The organism is Tropicimonas aquimaris, assembly GCF_042676185.1.
Classification (GTDB): domain Bacteria; phylum Pseudomonadota; class Alphaproteobacteria; order Rhodobacterales; family Rhodobacteraceae; genus Tropicimonas; species Tropicimonas aquimaris.
In genome coordinates, this window is record NZ_JBHTJT010000021.1 from 18,461 (window position 1) to 37,851 (window position 19,391).

A 19,391-nucleotide genomic window follows, 5' to 3' on the forward strand; every position below is an offset into this window, starting at 1 on the left:
CCGGATCGGGCCGCCCCTTACACTCTGTTAACCAGTTCCGGGCAAGCTCGGTCCCCGTAAGCCGGGGAACGAGGAGCCGATGGTCAAGATCTGGGATCGCATTGCCGGTATCGGAGCGCGGCGGCCTGATGACGAGAGCCAGCAGGGCCATCTGTTTGCCGATACTGCGCCAACGGGGACCCGGGGCTTCTCCGAGGCGGCACTCCGTGGGCTCGAGGAACTGGAGGCACGGCTGCCGCCGCTTGACGCGGCGACCCGGCCGGCGAGCGAGCCGCGCTACCGACAGACCGACCGGCTGAAGCCCGATGCCGCGGCGGGTGGCGGGCTCGTCGTTGGCGAGGACGGGCAGGCCCGCCCGCACTACTGGGGCCACCGCGAAAGGTTGCGCCAGCGCTTCCTGTCGGGCGGACATGCGGCTATGCCGGAATACGAACTGCTGGAGATGCTGCTCTTCAACGCGATCCCGCGGATCGACACGAAGCCGCTGGCCAAGCGGTTGCTCGCGGCCTTCGGGGATCTCAACGGCGTCATCGCGGCTCCGCAGGCCCGGCTGCTGGAGGTCGAGGGTGCGACGGAGAAGGTCTATTACCAGCTCCGGCTCGCAGAGGCCTTCGCCCACCGGATGGCGCGGGCCAAGGTGCTGCAGCGCCACGTGCTGTCTTCGTGGGACACGCTGATGGAGTACTGCAAGACGGTGATGGCGCACCGCGACACCGAGCAGTTCCGGGTGCTCTATCTCGACCGCAAGAACAACCTCGTCGCCGACGAAGCGCAGGCCGAGGGAACGGTGGACCATGTGCCGGTCTACCCGCGCGAGATCGTCAAGCGTAGCCTGGAGTTGAACGCCAGCGCGCTGATCCTGGTGCACAACCACCCTTCCGGCGATCCCGCGCCCTCGAACGAGGATATCATGATGACCGACCGGATTGCCGAGGCCTGTCGGGCGGTTGGCATCACCATCCACGACCACGTCGTGATCGGAAAGGAACAGGATGCCTCCTTCCGGCAGCTGGGTTACCTGACATGACCTTGGCGGCCGCGGCACAGCCACCGGTTGACGCCCTCCGCAAAATCGCGGAACCTACCCTGGTCGGACGCGATGTCTCGGGATGCATGATATCCCTTGACAGATCGTGAACGGGGCCCTTGACGGGCCCCGGCTTTGGCTTTACTTGACACCCTCTCATTGGAGAATCGCCGTCGAATCCCTGCGCGTGTCGCAAAGGTCGATCGGCGGCTAATCTGGCCCGATGGCGCATGAGCTGTCGGGCCTCTGTTGTGAAAAAAGGTTCTGGGACTACGGAACCGCAACCATGAAGGAATATCCCTCTTGGCACGTATCGCTGGGGTCAACATCCCGACAGCCAAGCGCGTCCCGATCGCGCTGACCTACATCACCGGAATCGGCAATACCTCCGCGCAGGCGATCTGCGAGGCCGTGGGCATCGACGCGACCCGCCGGGTCAACGAACTGTCCGACGCCGAAGTTCTGGCGATCCGCGAGCACATCGACGCGAACTACACCGTCGAAGGCGACCTGCGCCGTGAGACGCAGATGAACATCAAGCGCCTGATGGACCTCGGCTGCTATCGCGGCCTGCGCCATCGCCGCAACCTGCCCGTGCGCGGCCAGCGCACCCACACCAACGCCCGCACCCGCAAGGGCCCGGCGAAGCCGATCGCCGGCAAGAAGAAGTAAGGGGAGGCAGGACAGATGGCTCGCGACAAGCGTCAAACCAAGCGCAAGGTTTCCAAGAACATCGCCACCGGCGTTGCTCACGTGAACTCCTCGTTCAACAACACCAAGATCCTGATCTCCGACGTGCAGGGCAACGCGATCTCCTGGTCGTCCGCCGGCACGATGGGCTTCAAGGGCTCCCGGAAGTCGACCCCCTACGCCGCTCAGATGGCCGCCGAAGATGCCGGCCGCAAGGCGCAGGAACACGGCGTCAAGACCCTCGAGGTCGAGGTGCAGGGCCCCGGTTCCGGCCGTGAGAGCGCGCTCCGCGCCCTGGCCGCCGTCGGCTTCAACATCACCTCGATCCGCGACGTCACGCCGATCGCGCACAACGGTTGCCGTCCTCCGAAGCGCCGCCGCGTCTGAGGATCAGGGCTTACTCTTTCGGATCGCGCCGCTACAGGCGCGGTCCGTTCTGGCATTTTGAACCTCGGGCGTCCGTTTCCACGGACATGGGAGACGGACAGGTATGGAGGCGATCTACATGATCCACAAGAACTGGCAGGAACTCATCAAGCCGACCCAGCTGGAGGTCAAGCCCGGCGCCGATGCGAGCCGCAAGGCGACCGTCGTGGCCGAACCGCTGGAGCGAGGCTTCGGTCTGACGCTCGGCAACGCGCTGCGTCGCGTTCTGCTGTCCTCGCTGCAGGGTGCGGCGATCACCAGCGTCCAGATCGACAATGTTTTGCACGAGTTCTCGAGCGTTGCCGGCGTCCGCGAGGACGTGACCGACATCGTCCTGAACCTCAAGGGCATTGCCATCCGGATGGACGTCGACGGACCCAAGCGCCTGTCGGTTTCCGCCAAGGGCCCGGGCGCCGTCACTGCCGGTGACATCTCGGAGACCGCCGGCATCGAGATCCTGAACCGCGACCACGTCATCTGCCACCTCGACGATGGTGCAGATCTCTACATGGAACTGACGGTCAACACCGGCAAGGGCTATGTCGCGGCCGACAAGAACCGCCCCGAGGACGCGCCGATCGGTCTGATCCCGATCGATGCGATCTACTCGCCGGTCAAGAAGGTCTCCTACGATGTCCAGCCGACCCGCGAGGGCCAGGTTCTGGACTACGACAAGCTGACCATGAAGATCGAGACCGACGGCTCGGTGACCCCGGACGACGCGCTGGCCTATGCCGCGCGCATCCTGCAGGACCAGCTGAGCATCTTCGTCAACTTCGAGGAGCCGGAAGCTGCCGGTCGCCAGGAAGAGGACGACGGCCTCGAGTTCAACCCGCTTCTGCTGAAGAAAGTGGACGAGCTGGAGCTTTCGGTGCGGTCTGCCAACTGCCTGAAGAACGACAACATCGTCTATATCGGCGATCTGATCCAGAAGACCGAAGCCGAGATGCTCCGCACCCCGAACTTCGGCCGCAAGTCGCTCAACGAGATCAAGGAAGTGCTCTCGGGCATGGGCCTGCACCTCGGCATGGATGTCGAAGAGTGGCCGCCGGAGAACATCGAGGATCTGGCCAAGAAATTCGAAGATCAGTTCTGATCTCGATCCGGTCGCGCCTTTCGGGGCGCGCCCAAACAAACGGGCCTACTGCCCCAAGGAGAGTCGGAGACACGCATCTCTGGCCAGACAAAGCAAAACCGCCCGTAGAGGGCAATTTGGAGATAGAAAATGCGTCACGCCCGCGGATACCGCCGCCTGAACCGCACCCACGAGCACCGCAAGGCGCTCTTCGCCAACATGGCCGGCTCGCTGATCGAGCATGAGCAGATCAAGACGACCCTGCCCAAGGCCAAGGAACTCAAGCCGATCATCGAGAAGCTGATCACTCTCGGCAAGCGCGGCGACATCCACGCCCGCCGTCAGGCCGCTTCTCGGCTGAAGCAGGACAAGCACGTTGCGAAACTGTTCGAAGTGCTCGGCCCGCGTTACGCCGAACGTCCGGGCGGCTGCGTCCGCGTTCTGAAGGCCGGCTTCCGCTACGGCGACATGGCTCCGATGGCGATCATCGAGCTGGTCGACCGCGACCCGGCTGCCAAGGGCGCCGAGGATCGCGTCCGGGAAGAGGCCACCGACGAAGCGTAAGCCCGACAGGCCGGAACGATAGGGCCCCCGCATCGCGGGGGCCTTTTGTTTTCGGGGATGACCGATCATCCGCGACAGCGGTGCCCGAAAAATGACGCCGGGACGTGACGAGTGACCACCTCAATCCTTATATGACGGGTGACATGTTCAGTAGGGCTCTCTTTCATCATGGCTGACCGTGCGGCTGTCGATCGTGAACTGGCAAAGCTGGCGGCAATGTCGCCCGCGGGATACTTCGTCGGTCTCCACATCCGTTTTGCCTCGCCGCTGCTGACGATTCAGACCTATGATCCGGCCTGGATCGAGCATTACACGGCGAACGCCTATGTGATGCGCGATCCCGTCACTGCCTGGGCCTTTTCCACGACCGGCTACGCGCGCTGGAGCGAACTGGGGATTCCCGACCCGTTCGGGATCATGGAAGAGGCGGCCGGGTTCGGCTTGCGGTTCGGAGTCGCTGTCTCTGCCGGGCCGGTGTCGTCGCGCACGATTGCGGGGGCCGCCCGATCCGACAGGGAGTTCGCCGATTCCGAGATGGAGCAGATCTCCCGGATCATCGACCGGCTTCACCGGTTGACCGAACCGCCGGAGAAGCTGACCGCGGCGCAGGCACAGGCCTTGCGGCTGATCGCTACGGGCGACCGGCATGCCGCCGCGGCGGCCAAGCTCGGGATCTCGGAGAGCGCGCTCAAGGCCCGGCTGACCGCAGCGCGACAGCGGCTGATGGCCCGTACGACGGCCGAGGCCATCCAGCGGGCCAAGGACGCGCGGCTGCTTTGAGACGGCGTGTCATTCAGGCGGGGCGCGACGGGGCGATCCGCGGGTATCTCTACTGTTTTTTGCGTCGGGATCGGCTTTCGCTCTGCCCGACCCGGACCTAGGCTGCGCCCATGCCGGACCTTTTCGACTCGCCCACCGACAGAACCGAGAGCGACGCGCCGCGTCCGCTTGCCGACCGACTGCGCCCCAGGACTCTCGGCGAGGTCATCGGGCAGGATCACCTGCTGGGCCCCGACGGTCCGCTGGGCGCGATGCTTGCGGCGGGCTCGCTCTCCTCGTTGGTGCTCTGGGGGCCGCCCGGCGTCGGCAAGACCACCATCGCGCGGCTGCTGGCCGATGTGACCGACCTCCACTTCGTGCAGATCAGCGCCATTTTCACCGGGGTGCCCGAACTCAGGAAGGTGTTCGAGGCGGCGCGCCTACGGCGCAGGAACGGGCAGGGCACGCTGCTCTTTGTCGACGAGATCCACCGCTTCAACAAGGCGCAGCAGGACGGGTTCCTGCCGCATATGGAAGATGGCACGATCGTCCTCGTCGGGGCGACGACCGAGAACCCGAGCTTCGAGCTCAATGCGGCGCTTCTGAGCCGCAGCCAGGTGCTTGTGCTGAACCGGCTGGACGAGACGGCGCTGGCGGCGATGCTCGCGCGGGCCGAGTCGGAGCTTGGCCGCACGTTGCCCCTGACGGATGCGGCGCGCATGTCGTTGCTGGCGATGGCCGACGGCGACGGACGGGCTTTGCTGAACCTTGTGGAGCAGGTCTCGGCCTGGAAGCCCGACGGTGTGATCGACACCGACGCGCTGAGCGCTCGGCTGACCCAGCGGGCCGCACAATATGACAAGTCGGGCGACGCGCATTACAACCTGATTTCCGCCCTTCACAAATCCGTCCGCGGCTCGGACCCGGACGCGGCGCTCTACTGGCTGGCGCGGATGCTGAAGGGCGGCGAGGACCCGCGTTACCTAGCGCGCAGGATCACCCGCATGGCGGTGGAGGACATCGGCCTGGCCGACCCGCAGGCACAGGCGCTCTGCCTTCAGGCCTGGCAGGTCTACGAACGTCTCGGTAGCCCGGAGGGCGAGCTGGCGCTGGCGCAGGCGGTCGTTTACCTCGCGCTCGCCCCCAAGTCGAACGCGGCCTACGCGGGCTACAAGGCTGCCATGAGGGCTGCGGGCCAGACCGGCTCCGAGCCGCCGCCCAAGCACATCCTGAACGCGCCGACCTCGCTCATGAAGGACCAAGGCTATGGCGAGGGTTACAGCTACGATCATGACGCCGAAGACGGCTTCTCGGGCCAGCACTACTTTCCCGAAGGGATGAAGCGCGGCATCTACTATTTCCCGGTCGAGCGCGGCTTCGAACGCGACCTGAAACGCAGGCTCGACTATTTCGTCAAGCTCCGGGCGAAGCGCGGCGGATGACCTAAATTTGATAAGGGCTACAGACAATCATCTTAAACTGTGAATGCAGCCGTGCGATGCCTTAGTGAGGAGCGCGAATCTCGCAACCCTGTGACCGGGTTCATCAAACTGGCCATTTCAGGAGACCAGCCATGAAAAAGACCATTCTAGCCGCCATCGCCATTTCCATCCCTTGCATTGCTCTTGCCGACGCCGCCACGGACGCCGTGAAAGCCCGTCAGGACCACATGAAGGCTTTCGGCAAGCAGGTCGGTACCTTCGCCGCTGTCGCCAAGGGCGAAGCGGAATACGATCCGGCCGTCGCTCAGGCCGCCGCCGACATGCTGGTGGAGCTGGCCAATGCCGACCAGTCCGGTTTCTGGATGGAAGGCACCTCGATGGACGATCTGCCGGGCGTCTCCTATGCCAAGCCGGCGCTTTGGGAGAACACGGATCAGGTCACCGCGATCATGACCGATCTGCAGGCCGCCGCCGCCAACATGCAGGACGTCGCTAGCGACGGGAAGGACGCCATGGTCGCCGCCCTTGGGCCGATCGGTCAGCAGTGCCAGGCTTGTCACAAGGAATTCCAGGCCAAGAAGGACTGAGGCGCGTGTCTGACGGCTCGCCTGAAACCGACCAGCTTCGCCGCGTCCGCCTCTGGGATCCGGGCCTTCGCCTGTTCCACTGGGCGCTGGCGATCTGCGTCTGTGCGGCATGGTACCTGGGCAAGTTCGGCCCGGGTATCATGACCCTGCATTTCTACTTCGGCTACGCCGTGATCGGGCTGCTCGTCTTCCGCGTGGTCTGGGGGCTGTTTGGCCCCTGGCCCGCCCGCTTCCGGGACTTCGTCTACGCGCCGGGCACGTTCCTGCGCTATTCCAGCGGCATCTCGAAGCGCAAGCCGAGCCACTGGGCCGGGCACAACCCAGTTGGGGCGCTGTCGGTCTTTGCGTTGCTCGGGGTCCTGGCGTTCCAGGCCTTCACGGGGCTGTTCAGCGATCCGGACGACTTCATCAACAAGGGCCCGCTTGCCGATTCCGTCAGCGGCGCCTGGGTTGGCTGGGCGTCGGGCTGGCATAACACGCTGCCCCCGATCATCCTGGCGCTCGTTCTGCTGCACCTCGCGGCGATCCTTTTCTACAAGGTTTGGAAGGGCGAGAACCTGGTGCCGTCGATGATCCACGGCAAGAAGATCGTGCGCGGGCCGGTGCCCGAGGATCGCGTGATCGAGGTGATCGCCGCCAATGACGAAGGCCCCGCCGGCGCGCGCAAATCGGCCTGAGCGCAAGGCCGGGCCCTTGACATTGCGCCGGTGGCACAGGACATCGGCGCAATGATCCTTACCGCTCTCCAGGTCGCCCTCGGCGGCGCGCTCGGCGCAACCTGCCGATACCTGACCAACGTCGGGATGAAGGCCATGCTGGGCATCGGCTTCCCGTGGGGGACATTGACGGTGAACGTGGTCGGTTCCTTCCTCATGGGCGCGCTTGTCGTCCTGCTGGAGCGCAAGGGTGCCAATGCGCTGGCCCCGGTCCTGATGACCGGCTTCCTCGGCGGCTTCACCACCTTTTCGGCCTTCTCGCTGGACGCGATCTTCCTGATGGAGGAGGGCCGGACGGAGATTGCGCTGGTCTATATCACCGCATCGGTGCTGGTTTCGCTCGCCGCGCTTGTCGTGGGGCTTGCCTTCGCCCGCGGTGTGGTGCCGCTGCCATGAGCCGTGTGCAGCAGATAGAGATCGCGCCGGACGAGGCGGGGCAGCGGCTCGACCGTTGGTTCAGGAACCGGTTCCCGCATGTCGGCCAGGGCCGGATCGAGAAGATGTGCCGGAAGGGCGAGCTGCGTCTCGACGGGGCTCGGGTCAAGACCTCGACGCGGATCAAGGGCGGGCAGATCGTGCGTGTGCCGCCGCTGCCCGATGCGGACAGCGAGCCGCCGCGGCAGGAGAGGAGCGAGGTCTCCGAGGCCGACGCCAGGATGATCCGGGAGACCGTGATCTACCGGGACGACCACCTGATCGCGATCAACAAGCCCGCTGGCCTGCCCACGCAAGGCGGCAGCAAACAGACCCGCCATGTCGACGGGCTGGCCGAGGCGCTGCGTTTCGGGCTGGACGAGAAACCGCGGCTGGTTCACCGGCTCGACAAGGACACCTCCGGCGTGCTGCTGCTGGCGCGGACCCGCGCGATGGCCGGCGCCCTGACGGAGGCCTTCCGCGCCCGCGACACCCGCAAGATCTACTGGGCCGCCGTCGCCGGCGTGCCCGCGCCGCAGATGGGTACGATCCGCTTCGGCCTCGTGAAGGCCGGGGGCCACGGGGCCGGCGGCGAGGGCGAGAAGATGCGCTGCGTGCATCCGCGCGAGGTCGACGCGACTCCCGGTGCCAAGCGCGCCACCACCGACTACGCCGTGCTCTCGGGTCTCGGCGGGCGGGTGAGCTGGGTGGCGCTGGTCCCGGTCACGGGGCGCACGCACCAGCTGCGCGCACACATGGCCGAGATCGGGCATCCGATCGTGGGCGACGGCAAGTATGGCGGTTCCGGGCAGGAGAACCTGGGCGACGGCTGGGGCGCGGGTCTGGGCGGCGCGCTGTCGCGCAAGCTGCACCTGCACGCCCGGTCGCTGTCGCTGACCCACCCGGTGACCGGCAGCCGCCTGGTGCTGACCGCGCCGCTACCGGAACACATGGAACGGACCTGGGAGATGCTCGACTGGCGCGCCGCTGACGTGCCCGCCGATCCCTTCGAGGAGCAGGACGGATGAGCCATTCCCCGCTTCGGCTGGTGATTTTCGATGTCGACGGCACCCTCGTGGACAGCCAGGCGCATATCGTCGCCGCGATGGATGCCGCCTATGGCGGGCTCGGGATGCAGCCGCCGCCGCGCGAAACGGTGCTGTCGATCGTCGGCCTGTCGCTGCCGGTGGCGATGGCACAGCTTTCTCCCGAACTCGACACCGAGGCGCAGGAGGCACTGGTCGAGGGCTACAAGAACAGCTTCTCCAGCCTTCGCAGCACCGGTGCGCCGGAGCAGATGTCGCCGCTCTATCCCGGCGCGCGGGAGGTGATCGACGCGCTGCTCGCTCGCGACGACGTGCTGGTCGGCATCGCCACCGGCAAGTCCCGCCGCGGGCTGGATCACCTGCTGTTGGCCCACGGGCTGACCGGGGCCTTCGTCACCGAACAGGTGGCCGACCACCACCCCTCCAAGCCGCACCCCTCGATGGTGCTGACGGCGCTCGCCGAAACCGGCGTGCAGGCGTGGGACGCGGTGATGATCGGCGACACGAGCTTTGACATGGAGATGGGCAGCGCCGCCCGCGTCCGGACGCTTGGCGTGAGCTGGGGCTACCATCCCACCGAGACGCTGACGCGGGCCGGGGCCGGCGCGATCGTCGATCGCTATGCCGATCTGCCCGCCGCGATCGAACGAATCTGGGAGAGCTGAATGGCCGAGTGGAAGGCGAAACGCTTCTGGACGCAGGCCGAGGCCGTCGATTCCGGGGCGGGCTGGAGCGTGGCGCTCGACGGCCGCCCGGTGCGGACGCCCAGCAAGGCGACGCTGTTGCTGCCGACGCGCCTGCTGGCCGAGGAGATCGCCGCCGAGTGGAACGCGCAGGAAGGCGAGATCGACCCGCTGTCGATGCCCTTCACCCGCTCCGCCAATTCCGCAATCGACAAGGTCGTTCCGCAGTTCATGGAGGTCGCGGGGCTGATCGCGGCCTACGGCGAAACCGACCTCTGCTGCTACCGCGCTGACGGGCCCGAGCTGCTGGCGCAGTTGCAGGCCGAGGCCTGGGACCCGATGCTCGATTGGGCGCGCAGCGCACTTGGCGCCGCGCTGGAGCCGACCGTGGGAATCGTTCCGGTGGCCCAGTCGGAAGAGAGCCTCGCGACCCTGCGCCGCCGGGTCGAAGATTCGGATCCGTTCGCGCTAACTGCTCTGCATGATCTGGTCAGCCTTTCAGGCTCGCTGCTGATCGGCCTCGCCGCTGTCGACGAAGTTTTTTCTCCCGAGGAGCTCTGGCGGCGTTCGCGGGTCGACGAGACCTTCCAGGAGAGCCAGTGGGGCGTCGACGCGGAGGCGGCCGCGGATGCGGCGATCAAGCGGCAAGCGTTTCTGCATGCTGCGAATTTCCACCGCGTGTCTCGCCCAGGCGTCTAGATCCTGTCTTGATCGTCGCTTCGGCTGCCTAATTTTTCAACACATGGACATGACCTGCGCGTATGCAAAGTTGACGCTAGGGCCACTTCCCGGGCCGCACTTGACCTTTATTTAGGAATTTGCCCAAAGTTGGGGCGCTGAGGGGGCAGCGCCCTCTCGGGAGAGTTTCGCTCGGGTCGAGAGGCCCAAAAAATATAGGATCACCACCGGAACGGGTGGGACCATCAGGAAGAGGTACTCATGAAAAAGACCGTACTCGTTGGGGCACTGGCCGTGGCTGGCCTGTCGGCCGGTGTCGCGGGGGCTGCAACCCTGGACGACGTCAAGGCCCGCGGCAAGCTGAACTGCGGCGCGAACACCGGCCTCGTCGGCTTCGCCGCTCCCAACGCGAATGGCGAGTGGGAAGGTTTCGACGTTGCGTTCTGTCGCGCTGTCGCGGCTGCCGTGCTCGGGGATCCGACCGCTGTCGAGTTCATCCCGACCACCGGGAAGACCCGCTTCACCGCCTTGGCTTCGGGCGAAGTGGACCTGCTCGCCCGCAACACCACCTGGACCTTTACCCGCGACATCGACCTCAAGTTCGAATTCGTCGGCGTAAACTACTATGACGGCCAGGGCTTCATGGTTCCGAAGGAACTCGGCGTCTCCTCGGCCAAGGAACTGGACGGCGCCACCGTCTGCATCCAGACCGGCACCACCACCGAGCTGAACCTGGCGGACTTCTTCCGCGCCAACAACATCTCCTACGAGCCGGTCCCGGTTGAGACCGATAACGAGGCCCAGCAGCAGTACCTCGCCGGTGCCTGCGACGCCTACACCACCGACGCCTCCGGCCTCGCCGCCGTGCGCGCCACCTTCGAGACCCCTGGCGATCACATCCTGCTGCCGGAGATCATCTCCAAGGAGCCGCTCGGCCCGCTCGTTCGCCACGGCGACAACGACTGGGGCGACATCGTCCGCTGGACGCTGAACGCGCTGATCTCGGCCGAAGAGCTTGGCATCACCTCGGCCAACATCGACGAGCTGTCCTCCGGCACCGACAATCCGGAGATCAACCGTATCCTCGGCACCGAAGGCTCGCTGGGCGAGATGCTCGGCCTCGAAGCCGACTGGGCCAAGAACGCCATCAAGGCGGGCGGCAACTACGGTGAGCTGTTCGAGAAGAACGTGGGCGAGACCACGCCGATCGGCCTGGCGCGCGGCCTGAACGCGCAGTGGACCAACGGCGGCCTGCTCTACTCCCCGCCGTTCCGCTAAGATCGACTATGCAAGGGCGCGGCAAATGTCGCGCCCTTCGCGTATCTGCACTTCAACGAAAATATCCGGGCCAATGGACGGGGTGAGCAAACCTCGCCGATGAAAGAAGCCCGGAGCGCTGCAGGGAACATTGCCATGAGCACCATGACCGACCCGCCGAAGGAGTCGTTCAAGCTCGGCATGCTGATCTACGACACCCGCTACCGCTCGATCACGATCCAGATCGTTGCGCTCATCGGGTTCCTGATCCTGGCAGGCTGGCTCATCAACAACACGATCAACAACCTCGCCGTCCTCGGGAAGCCGATCGACTTCACCTTCCTTCGGGACCCGGCCGGATATGATATCAACCAGAGGTTGATCGACTACAACTCACAGTCCAGCCATTGGCGGGCGACCGTGGTCGGCCTGCTCAACACCTTGCTGGTAGCCGTACTCGGCTGCATCACGGCGACGGTCGTCGGCGTGATCGTTGGCGTTCTGCGGTTGTCGAACAACTGGCTCGTGTCACGTCTGATGACCGTTTACGTCGAGATTTTCCGCAACGTGCCTGTGCTGCTCTGGATCGTCTTCACCATGGCGATCCTGATCGAAACCCTGCCCGCGCCCCGCGATTTCCGCGGCGAGGACCCCGAAGCCAGCATGCTGCTCTTCGATTCCGTCGCGTTGACCAACCGTGGCGTCTATATCCCCGAGCCGCTGTTCAGCCGCGGCCTCGGCGACCTGCCGATCCTGCCCGACACGGACAGCCCGGCCTGCGCCATCCCCGAAGACGGTGGCCCGGTCAGCGATTCCTGCGGTATGTTCCAGATCAGCCTCGACTTCCTGCTCATCGCGGCCGTGTTCCTTGCCGGCCTCTATGCGTCGAGCAAGATCCGCCAGCGTGCGGATCGGATCCAGAACCAGACCGGCGACCGGCCGACCACCTGGTACCTGCGTCTGGGCGTCGTGATGATCCCGACTCTCGCTGTGCTGGCGATCCTGGGCTTCCATCTCGGCATGCCGGAGCTCCAGGGCTTCAACTTCCAGGGCGGTATCTATCTCCGCAACTCGTTGATCGCGCTCTGGCTGTCGCTGTCGCTCTACACTGCGGCCTTCATCGCCGAGATCGTGCGCGCGGGTATCCTCGCCATCTCCAAGGGGCAGACCGAGGCCGCCGCGGCGCTCGGGCTCTGGCCCAACCGGATCATGAGCCTCGTCATCCTGCCGCAGGCGCTGCGGGTCATCATCCCGCCGCTGATCTCGCAATACCTGAACCTGACCAAGAACTCCTCGCTCGCCATCGCCGTGGGCTACATGGATCTGACCGGCACGCTGATGGGGATCACTCTCAACCAGACCGGCCGTGAGCTGGAGACTGTTCTGATGGGGATGCTCGTCTATCTGTCTATCAGCCTGGCGATCTCGGCAGGGATGAACCTCTACAATCAGCGCGTCAAACTGGTGGAGCGGTAAGATGAGCAACACGCATTACGTCCGCTCCGAGATGCTTCCCGAGCAGGAGCCGCCCGCGGCGACCACCGGCGCGATCGGCTGGGTGCGGGAGAACCTGTTCTCTTCGGCCTTCAACTCTATCGTCACGCTGCTGGCGCTGGCCTTCATCTACTGGCTGCTGGCCCAGGCGTTGCCCTGGATGGTCTCGCCCACCTGGCACGCCTCTTCCCTGACCGAATGCCGCGAGATCATCGCGGAACTCGGCTACGGCGGGGCCTGCTGGGGCATCATCCGCGAACGCTGGCTGCAGTTCATGTTCGGCTTCTACCCCAAGGAACTCTACTGGCGGGTCGTGCTGGACTTCATCCTGCTCTTCGTCGCGCTCGCACCGGTGCTCTTCACCCACCTGCCGCGCAAGATGCTCTACTTCTCGGCGATCTACCCGTTCCTGATGCCCTGGCTGCTCTGGGGCGGCACAATCTGGAACCCGGTCATGGCGGCTCTCGGTTTCGTCATTGGCTATCTCGCCTCCCGGCACCTTGCGCCGGTGCTCGGCAACCTGGCCGCGACGATCCTGGCCTTCGTCCTGCCGGTGATCTGGTGGATTTTCCTCTCCGGCCCGGTGGCCGACGGTATCGCCTCGATCCTGCCGCTGGCAATCCAGTCGGTCGAGAGCCGCGCCTTCGGTGGCTACATGCTCTCGATCACCATCGGCGTGGTCGCGATCGCGCTGTCGCTGCCGATCGGCATACTGCTGGCGCTCGGGCGTCAGTCCAACCTGCTGATCGTCCGCTCGCTCTCGGTGGGCTTCATCGAGTTCATCCGGGGCGTGCCGCTGATCACGCTGCTCTTCGTGGCCTCGACGCTGCTCAACATCTTCATGCCGCCAGGCACCGATTTCGACATCATCCTGCGGGTCATCATCATGGTGACGCTCTTCGCCTCGGCCTACATGGCCGAAGTGATCCGCGGCGGTCTCGCGGCGCTGCCGCGCGGTCAGTACGAGGCGGCCGACGCGCTCGGGCTAGACTTCTGGATGGCGCAACGGCTGATCATCATGCCGCAGGCGCTCAAGATCTCGATCCCCGGCATCGTCAGCACCTTCATCGGCGTGTTCAAGGACACGACGCTGGTGTCGATCATCGGCCTTCTCGACCCGCTGGGCCTGTCGCGCGCGATCCTCGCCGACGCTGCCTGGAACGGCCTCGTCTGGGAGATCTACGGCTTCATCGCCGTCATGTTCTTCATCTTCTGCTTCTCCATGTCCCGGTACTCCATGTACCTGGAGCGCAAGCTCCAGACGGGCCATCGCTAAGGAAACGCTCATGTCCGAAATGTCCGCCCAACGCGAAATCGACCGCTCGCACATGCAGGTGTCCGACGAGGTCGCGATCCAGATCACCCATATGAACAAGTGGTACGGGACGTTCCACGTCCTGCGCGATATCAATCTCTCGGTTCACCGCGGCGAGCGGATCGTCATCGCCGGCCCCTCTGGCTCCGGCAAGTCGACGCTGATCCGCTGCATCAACCGACTGGAAGAGCACCAGTCGGGCGAGATCATCGTCGACGGGACCGAGCTCAGCTCGGATCTCAAGAACATCGACAAGATCCGCTCCGAGGTCGGGATGGTGTTCCAGCACTTCAACCTGTTCCCGCACCTGACGATCCTGGAGAACTGCACCCTCGCGCCGATCTGGGTGCGCAAGGTGCCGCGCAAGGAAGCCGTCGAAACGGCGATGCACTTCCTTGAAAAGGTGAAGATCCCCGAGCAGGCGAACAAGTATCCCGGCCAGCTTTCGGGCGGTCAGCAGCAGCGGGTGGCGATCGCCCGGTCGCTCTGCATGAAGCCGCGGATCATGCTCTTCGACGAACCGACCTCGGCGCTCGACCCTGAGATGATCAAGGAAGTGCTCGACACGATGGTCGAGCTGGCCGAGGAAGGCATGACCATGCTCTGCGTGACCCACGAGATGGGCTTTGCCCGGCAGGTCGCGAACCGCGTGATCTTCATGGACCAAGGCCAGATCGTGGAACAGAACGAGCCGGAAGAGTTCTTCAACAACCCGCAGCACGAGCGAACGAAGCTGTTCCTGAGCCAGATCCTGGGCCACTGAGGTCGCGCCGATCCCGAGAAGACAGCGCCCTGGCGGAACGGCCAGAGCGTTTGCCGTTTGGCGGCTATTCTTCTGCCGGAACCAGGTCGTGCGGCGTGAGGAAGGTTCGCACCTTGCCCTTGCCGGGGCCGGCTTTGGACCAGTTCTTGATGTCGAAATCCAGCACCAGAAGCGCACCGGTCGGGTAATCGGCAAAACGCGGATGGTCCGGTGGCGTCTCGGTCAGCATCTGGGCAAAGGCCGCAATCCCGGGGTTATGGCCGATCATGAGGACAGACTTCCCGCTGGCCTTTCGCAGCACCTCGAGCATCACCTCGGGCTCAGCGTGATAGAGATCCTCGCGGAGGTCCACCCCGACGGACAGCCTCAGCGCCTCGCATGTCTCGCGGGCGCGCCGGGCGGAGGAACACAAAACTTCGTCCGGATGCATTTCGCTTTCGTGCAGCCATGTGCCGAGCGCCTTGGCGCTGCGTTTGCCGCGCTTGTTGAGCGGGCGGTCGAAATCGTCGATGTCGGGGTTCACCCAACTGGATTTCGCGTGGCGGAGAAGGATGAGGTGTCTCATTGGGTTCCGTGAAAAGCTCGCATGTGAAATGCGGATTGAGCAGGCAGGCGTGGATAATTCTGGCTGACAGGGCAGGCGCGCCGAACGGCGCAGCCAAGTTCCATGCAGTCCGAGCGCCCGGTGTCGAGATGGTCATGGCAGCGCCCTGTATCGTAGCCGCCGGCGCCAAGGGCCGAGACTGGGCAGGCGGAAAGACAGGGTCGGGTGGCGCAGCTATCGCAGGGGCATGGCACCGGATCGGGAAGCGCGATCCGCTGCCTCAGGGCGAGCGCGCCGCGCACGGAAAGGAAAAGCCCCGCCTCGGCATGCACGACCAGCCCCACCGGGGATGACCAGGCGCGCCCCGTCCGGGTCAGCCAGTCGAGAAACGGTAGAAAGGGCGGACCGCCGAAAGGAAAGAGCGCCTCTGCGCCGATCCGCGCCGCCCAGTCCCCGATCACCCGTCGCGACCAGCGATCCAGCGGGTCCGGGGCGGCGTCGGAGAACTCCGGGGTGGCGGTCACGCTGGGCCAGAAGCCGGGCTCGGCCGGGCCGAGCAGCAGCAGGGTGTGCACGCCCTCTGGGATGCCCTTGTCCGACGGCGCGACGTGAAGCCCGCCGAGGATCGAGAGAGACAGGCTCCCCGCCTCGTGCTCCAGCGACTCGAAATCCGGTCCGGCTGACTGGGGAGCGGTGCACATGACGGCCCGATCATAGGACAGGTTTCGCCGATGCGAAGCCCTTTTCACATCTTGCGCGGTTCCTGTTCGAACGGCACCCGGATCAGCGAACCGGCGCCGTGGTCGGTGAACAGCTCCAGCAGGCAGGCATTGGGCGCCCGACCGTCGAGGATCACCACGGCCCGCACCCCGCCGGCGATGGCATCAAGCGCGGTCTCGGTCTTGGGGATCATGCCGCCGGCGATGACGCCGCTGGCGGTCAGCTCGCGCACCTGGTCGGGGCTGAGCTGGGTGACCACGGAACCGCTGGCGTCCTTCACGCCCTCGACATCGGTGAGCAGCAGCAGGCGGTCGGCCTTGAGCGCAGCGGCGATGGCGCCGGCGGCGGTGTCGCCGTTGACGTTGAAGGTCTCACCGTCGCGGCCGGCGCCGAGCGGGGCGACCACGGGGATGATCTTGTGCGCATGCATCTGGTGGATGAGGTCGGGCGAGACCTCCACCGGCTGGCCAACGAGCCCGAGCGCCGGGTCGACCGGGTCGCAGACCATCATGTTGGCGTCCTTGCCGGAGATTCCCACGGCGCGGCCACCCTCCTGGTTGATCGCCTGGACGATCCGCTTGTTGACGAGGCCGGAGAGCACCATTTCCACCACTTCCATGGTGGCGGCGTCGGTCACCCGCTTGCCCTTCACGAACTCGCTCTTGATGTCGAGCTTGGCCAGCAACTCGTTGATCATCGGCCCGCCGCCGTGGACGACGACCGGGTGCACGCCGACCTGGTTCATCAGCACGATGTCGCGGGCAAACTGAGCCATCTGCTCGGCGTCGCCCATCGCGTGGCCGCCGAACTTGATGACAACGGTGGCGCCGCTGTAGCGCTGGAGGTAGGGGAGGGCCTCGGAGAGTGTCCGGGCGGTGGCAATCCAGTCGCGGTTCATGACCTGTTTCTTCATCTGTCGGCTCGGTGATGCATTGGTCTCCCGTGTTAGGGCCTGACCGACCGCGTGCCAAGGGCGATTGTGTTTGCCGCCGCTTTGCGTATGGCTTGGGCCAGAATGCGGGAGCACAGCATGGCCGATGAGAACCGACAGAAGACATTGCTGCTGACTGGGGCGAGCCGCGGGATCGGCCATGCCACGGTGCGCAAGTTCAGTGCGGAAGGGTGGCGGGTGATCACCTGCTCCCGGCATCCCTTCGCTCCTGCCTGCCCCTGGCCCGGCGGCGAGGAGAACCATGTCCAGATCGACCTGTCGGACCCGGCCGACACGATCAACGCGGTGGGCGTGATCCAGGAGAAGATCGGTGGTCGGCTGGACGCGCTGGTCAACAATGCCGGGATCTCGCCCAAGGGGCCGAATGGCGAGCGGCTGAACTCGATCGACACCGACCTTCTGGACTGGGGGCGGGTGTTCCACGTCAACTTCTTCGCCTCCGTCGTGCTTGCGCGTGGGCTGATCGAGGAACTGACGGCCGCGAAGGGAGCTGTGGTCAACGTGACCTCCATCGCGGGCTCTCGGGTGCATCCCTTTGCCGGCGCGGCCTATGCGACCTCCAAGGCAGCGCTCAAGGCGCTCACCCGCGAGATGGCGCATGATTTCGGGCCGCACGGGGTGCGAGTGAACGCGATCGCCCCCGGCGAGATCGAGACCTCGATCCTGAGCCCTGGCACCGACAAGATCGTGAACGGTCTGCCGCTGCGGCGGCTCGGCCAGCCGTCGGAAGTCGCGGACGTGATCTATTTCCTCTGCACGGAGCCATCGAGCTATGTGACCGGCACCGAGATCGAGGTGAACGGCGGGCAGCACGTCTGAGGGCGGACTGGCAGCGGGGGCGCTTCCGGCAGGAATTACTGGGACAGAAGTAGCGGCGCGTTTGCGCCCGGTTCAGTCGAGGCCGGCGATAGTGGCGCGCAGGGCCTCGATCCCTTCGCCCTTGTCGGAGGAGGTGACGAGCAACTCGGGGTAGGCGGCCGGGTGCGGCTGCAGCTTGCCGCGGACCTGGGTCAGCACCTTGTCGAGCTCGGCCGCCTTCACCTTGTCCGCCTTGGTCATCACCACTTGGAAGGGCACGGCGGCCTTGTCGAGCAGCGTCAGGATCTCCTCGTCGACCGATTTGACGCCATGGCGGGCGTCGATCAGCACGAAGGCGCGGCGCAGGGTGGCGCGGCCGGAGAGGTAGGCCTTGAGCAGTTTCTGCCATTTCTCGACCACGGCGACCGGCGCCTTGGCAAAGCCGTAGCCGGGCAGGTCGACGAGGTAATGGCTTTCCTGCAGAGTGAAGAAGTTGATCTCTTGCGTCCGGCCCGGCGTGTTGGAAGCGCGGGCCAGCGCCTTGTGCCCGGTCAGTGCGTTGATCAGCGTCGACTTGCCGACGTTCGAACGCCCGGCAAAGCAGACCTCGATCCGGTCCGCCGGCGGCAGGCCTGGCATAGCGACCACGCCCTTGAGGAACTCTGTCCGGCCGGCAAAGAGCTTGCGGCCCCGCTCCATCGAGGCGTCGTCCGGCGTCGGGGCGAGCGGAAAGGGCAGGGCACTCATGGGCAGGGCTCCACTGGATCGCCGATGCGGATCGGCCCGCCTTCGATGACGGTGGCGAAGACGCCGAAGTCCCGGTGGCCGAAGGCGGCTTCCAGCGCGCCGAGGGTGTCTCCGTCGTCGCGGCCGGTGTCGGGGTTGGCGCGGGTGGCGTTGCACCGGGTGATCGGTTCGACCACGCGGAGCCGGGTCGGGCCGATGGCAACCTCGCGCCCGATCCAGCCGGTTTCTTCCCAGGCGGGGAGGCCGTCGAACCAGAGGTTGCCGCGGAAACGGTGGATCGAAAGATCCTTGTCCATGCGTTGCCCGAGGTCGCGCAGCGAGGCGAGACTCAGCACCGAGACGAACGGGTCCGGTGCATCGGTCATGGCCTGCGCGCCGGCGGTGACGAGGCGTGCCGGTTCGGGCCGGTTGGCGGGCCATTGCGGCGCGACCCAGTCGGTCAGAGCGGCCGAGGCTGCGCCGTCATCCGGGGTGATCTCGAGCGTCGGGCGCTCCGGGTGGGTCAGTGTAACGCGGCGGTTGTCGGGCGACAGGCTCGCCCGGATCGCCATCAGCGGGGCCGAAGCCACACCGCGCACGAAGTTGCGCTTGGCGTACCAGCCGTCGGGGGCGCCGTCGAATGCAGCGGCGTCGTGGGCCAGCGCCCAGTGGCGATCGTAGGGCAGCACTTTGCCGGCGGTCAGATCGACCACCG

General features: G+C 65.7%; 23 protein-coding genes. 18 read left to right on the forward strand and 5 right to left on the reverse strand.

Features of this window, described 5'->3' with window-relative positions; genetic code table 11:
* Positions 1–79 precede the first annotated feature (79 nt).
* From radC to ACFQ2S_RS12070, 17 genes are all read left to right on the forward strand, one after another.
* Positions 80–1,027, forward strand: coding sequence for a RadC family protein (gene radC, locus ACFQ2S_RS11990; protein WP_386074742.1), 948 nt, complete (start codon positions 80–82; stop codon positions 1,025–1,027).
* 303 nt (positions 1,028–1,330) lie between these two features.
* Positions 1,331–1,699, forward strand: coding sequence for a 30S ribosomal protein S13 (gene rpsM, locus ACFQ2S_RS11995; RefSeq protein WP_089233442.1), 369 nt, complete (start codon positions 1,331–1,333; stop codon positions 1,697–1,699).
* A gap of 15 nt (positions 1,700–1,714) precedes the next feature.
* Positions 1,715–2,104, forward strand: coding sequence for a 30S ribosomal protein S11 (rpsK, locus tag ACFQ2S_RS12000; RefSeq protein ID WP_089233441.1), 390 nt, complete (start codon positions 1,715–1,717; stop codon positions 2,102–2,104).
* A gap of 118 nt (positions 2,105–2,222) precedes the next feature.
* Positions 2,223–3,239, forward strand: coding sequence for a DNA-directed RNA polymerase subunit alpha (locus tag ACFQ2S_RS12005; protein WP_089233590.1), 1,017 nt, complete (start codon positions 2,223–2,225; stop codon positions 3,237–3,239).
* Positions 3,240–3,368: 129 nt separating this feature from the next.
* Positions 3,369–3,782, forward strand: a complete 414-nt coding sequence (rplQ, locus tag ACFQ2S_RS12010) for a 50S ribosomal protein L17 (RefSeq protein WP_386074745.1) — start codon at positions 3,369–3,371, stop codon at positions 3,780–3,782.
* A 168-nt stretch (positions 3,783–3,950) separates the two neighbouring features.
* Positions 3,951–4,562: an autoinducer binding domain-containing protein gene (locus ACFQ2S_RS12015; RefSeq protein ID WP_386074747.1), complete on the forward strand. Its 612-nt coding sequence runs from the start codon at positions 3,951–3,953 to the stop codon at positions 4,560–4,562.
* A gap of 110 nt (positions 4,563–4,672) precedes the next feature.
* The gene (locus tag ACFQ2S_RS12020; protein ID WP_386074749.1) at positions 4,673–5,983 is read left to right on the forward strand and encodes a replication-associated recombination protein A; all 1,311 of its coding nucleotides are present in this window, start codon (positions 4,673–4,675) and stop codon (positions 5,981–5,983) included.
* Between the two features lie 131 nt (positions 5,984–6,114).
* Complete coding sequence (locus ACFQ2S_RS12025) at positions 6,115–6,570, forward strand: c-type cytochrome (RefSeq protein ID WP_386074750.1); 456 nt, start codon at positions 6,115–6,117, stop codon at positions 6,568–6,570.
* A 5-nt stretch (positions 6,571–6,575) separates the two neighbouring features.
* Entirely contained in the window at positions 6,576–7,247 is a 672-nt protein-coding gene (locus tag ACFQ2S_RS12030; RefSeq protein WP_386074752.1) for a cytochrome b/b6 domain-containing protein, read from the forward strand.
* Positions 7,248–7,298: 51 nt separating this feature from the next.
* Positions 7,299–7,682 carry a fluoride efflux transporter CrcB gene (gene crcB, locus ACFQ2S_RS12035; RefSeq protein WP_386074754.1) on the forward strand — a complete coding sequence of 128 codons (384 nt, stop codon included), beginning with the start codon at positions 7,299–7,301 and terminating at the stop codon, positions 7,680–7,682.
* On the forward strand, positions 7,679–8,728 hold the full coding sequence (locus ACFQ2S_RS12040) for an RluA family pseudouridine synthase (protein WP_386074756.1): 1,050 nt from the start codon (positions 7,679–7,681) through the stop codon (positions 8,726–8,728). Before crcB ends, ACFQ2S_RS12040 begins: the two co-directional genes overlap by 4 nt.
* Positions 8,725–9,411 carry an HAD-IA family hydrolase gene (locus ACFQ2S_RS12045; RefSeq protein ID WP_386074758.1) on the forward strand — a complete coding sequence of 229 codons (687 nt, stop codon included), beginning with the start codon at positions 8,725–8,727 and terminating at the stop codon, positions 9,409–9,411. The genes ACFQ2S_RS12040 and ACFQ2S_RS12045 overlap by 4 nt, the downstream gene beginning before the upstream one ends.
* Complete coding sequence (locus tag ACFQ2S_RS12050; protein WP_386074760.1) at positions 9,412–10,128, forward strand: ATP12 family chaperone protein; 717 nt, start codon at positions 9,412–9,414, stop codon at positions 10,126–10,128. It begins immediately after the preceding gene.
* 240 nt (positions 10,129–10,368) lie between these two features.
* The gene (locus ACFQ2S_RS12055) at positions 10,369–11,385 is read left to right on the forward strand and encodes an amino acid ABC transporter substrate-binding protein (RefSeq protein WP_386074762.1); all 1,017 of its coding nucleotides are present in this window, start codon (positions 10,369–10,371) and stop codon (positions 11,383–11,385) included.
* 135 nt (positions 11,386–11,520) lie between these two features.
* A complete protein-coding gene (locus ACFQ2S_RS12060) occupies positions 11,521–12,840 on the forward strand; it encodes an amino acid ABC transporter permease (RefSeq protein ID WP_386074764.1) in 1,320 nt (439 codons plus the stop codon).
* A 1-nt stretch (position 12,841) separates the two neighbouring features.
* On the forward strand, positions 12,842–14,134 hold the full coding sequence (locus ACFQ2S_RS12065) for an amino acid ABC transporter permease (RefSeq protein ID WP_386074766.1): 1,293 nt from the start codon (positions 12,842–12,844) through the stop codon (positions 14,132–14,134).
* A 10-nt stretch (positions 14,135–14,144) separates the two neighbouring features.
* Positions 14,145–14,936, forward strand: a complete 792-nt coding sequence (locus ACFQ2S_RS12070) for an amino acid ABC transporter ATP-binding protein (RefSeq protein ID WP_386074768.1) — start codon at positions 14,145–14,147, stop codon at positions 14,934–14,936.
* Positions 14,937–15,000: 64 nt separating this feature from the next.
* Here the strand turns inward: ACFQ2S_RS12070 and ACFQ2S_RS12075 are convergent, their stop codons facing one another.
* From ACFQ2S_RS12075 to argB, 3 genes are read right to left on the reverse strand one after another with little or no spacing between them, the layout of a single operon-like run.
* Positions 15,001–15,501: a SixA phosphatase family protein gene (locus ACFQ2S_RS12075; protein ID WP_386074770.1), complete on the reverse strand. Its 501-nt coding sequence runs from the start codon at positions 15,499–15,501 to the stop codon at positions 15,001–15,003.
* Positions 15,498–16,181 carry a ferredoxin gene (locus ACFQ2S_RS12080; RefSeq protein WP_386074772.1) on the reverse strand — a complete coding sequence of 228 codons (684 nt, stop codon included), beginning with the start codon at positions 16,179–16,181 and terminating at the stop codon, positions 15,498–15,500. The genes ACFQ2S_RS12075 and ACFQ2S_RS12080 overlap by 4 nt, the downstream gene beginning before the upstream one ends.
* Positions 16,182–16,225: 44 nt before the next feature.
* Positions 16,226–17,113, reverse strand: coding sequence for an acetylglutamate kinase (gene argB / locus ACFQ2S_RS12085; protein ID WP_089233426.1), 888 nt, complete (start codon positions 17,111–17,113; stop codon positions 16,226–16,228).
* A gap of 117 nt (positions 17,114–17,230) precedes the next feature.
* Here argB and ACFQ2S_RS12090 point away from each other — a divergent pair, with 117 nt between their 5' ends.
* On the forward strand, positions 17,231–17,971 hold the full coding sequence (locus ACFQ2S_RS12090) for an SDR family NAD(P)-dependent oxidoreductase (RefSeq protein WP_386074773.1): 741 nt from the start codon (positions 17,231–17,233) through the stop codon (positions 17,969–17,971).
* Between the two features lie 72 nt (positions 17,972–18,043).
* Here the strand turns inward: ACFQ2S_RS12090 and yihA are convergent, their stop codons facing one another.
* Both yihA and ACFQ2S_RS12100 read right to left on the reverse strand, forming a co-directional pair.
* Positions 18,044–18,697: a ribosome biogenesis GTP-binding protein YihA/YsxC gene (gene yihA, locus ACFQ2S_RS12095; protein ID WP_386074775.1), complete on the reverse strand. Its 654-nt coding sequence runs from the start codon at positions 18,695–18,697 to the stop codon at positions 18,044–18,046.
* Positions 18,694–19,389 (reverse strand): MOSC domain-containing protein, encoded by a 696-nt coding sequence (locus ACFQ2S_RS12100; RefSeq protein WP_386074777.1) that lies wholly within the window; start codon positions 19,387–19,389, stop codon positions 18,694–18,696. The genes yihA and ACFQ2S_RS12100 overlap by 4 nt, the downstream gene beginning before the upstream one ends.
* Positions 19,390–19,391: the final 2 nt, after the last annotated feature.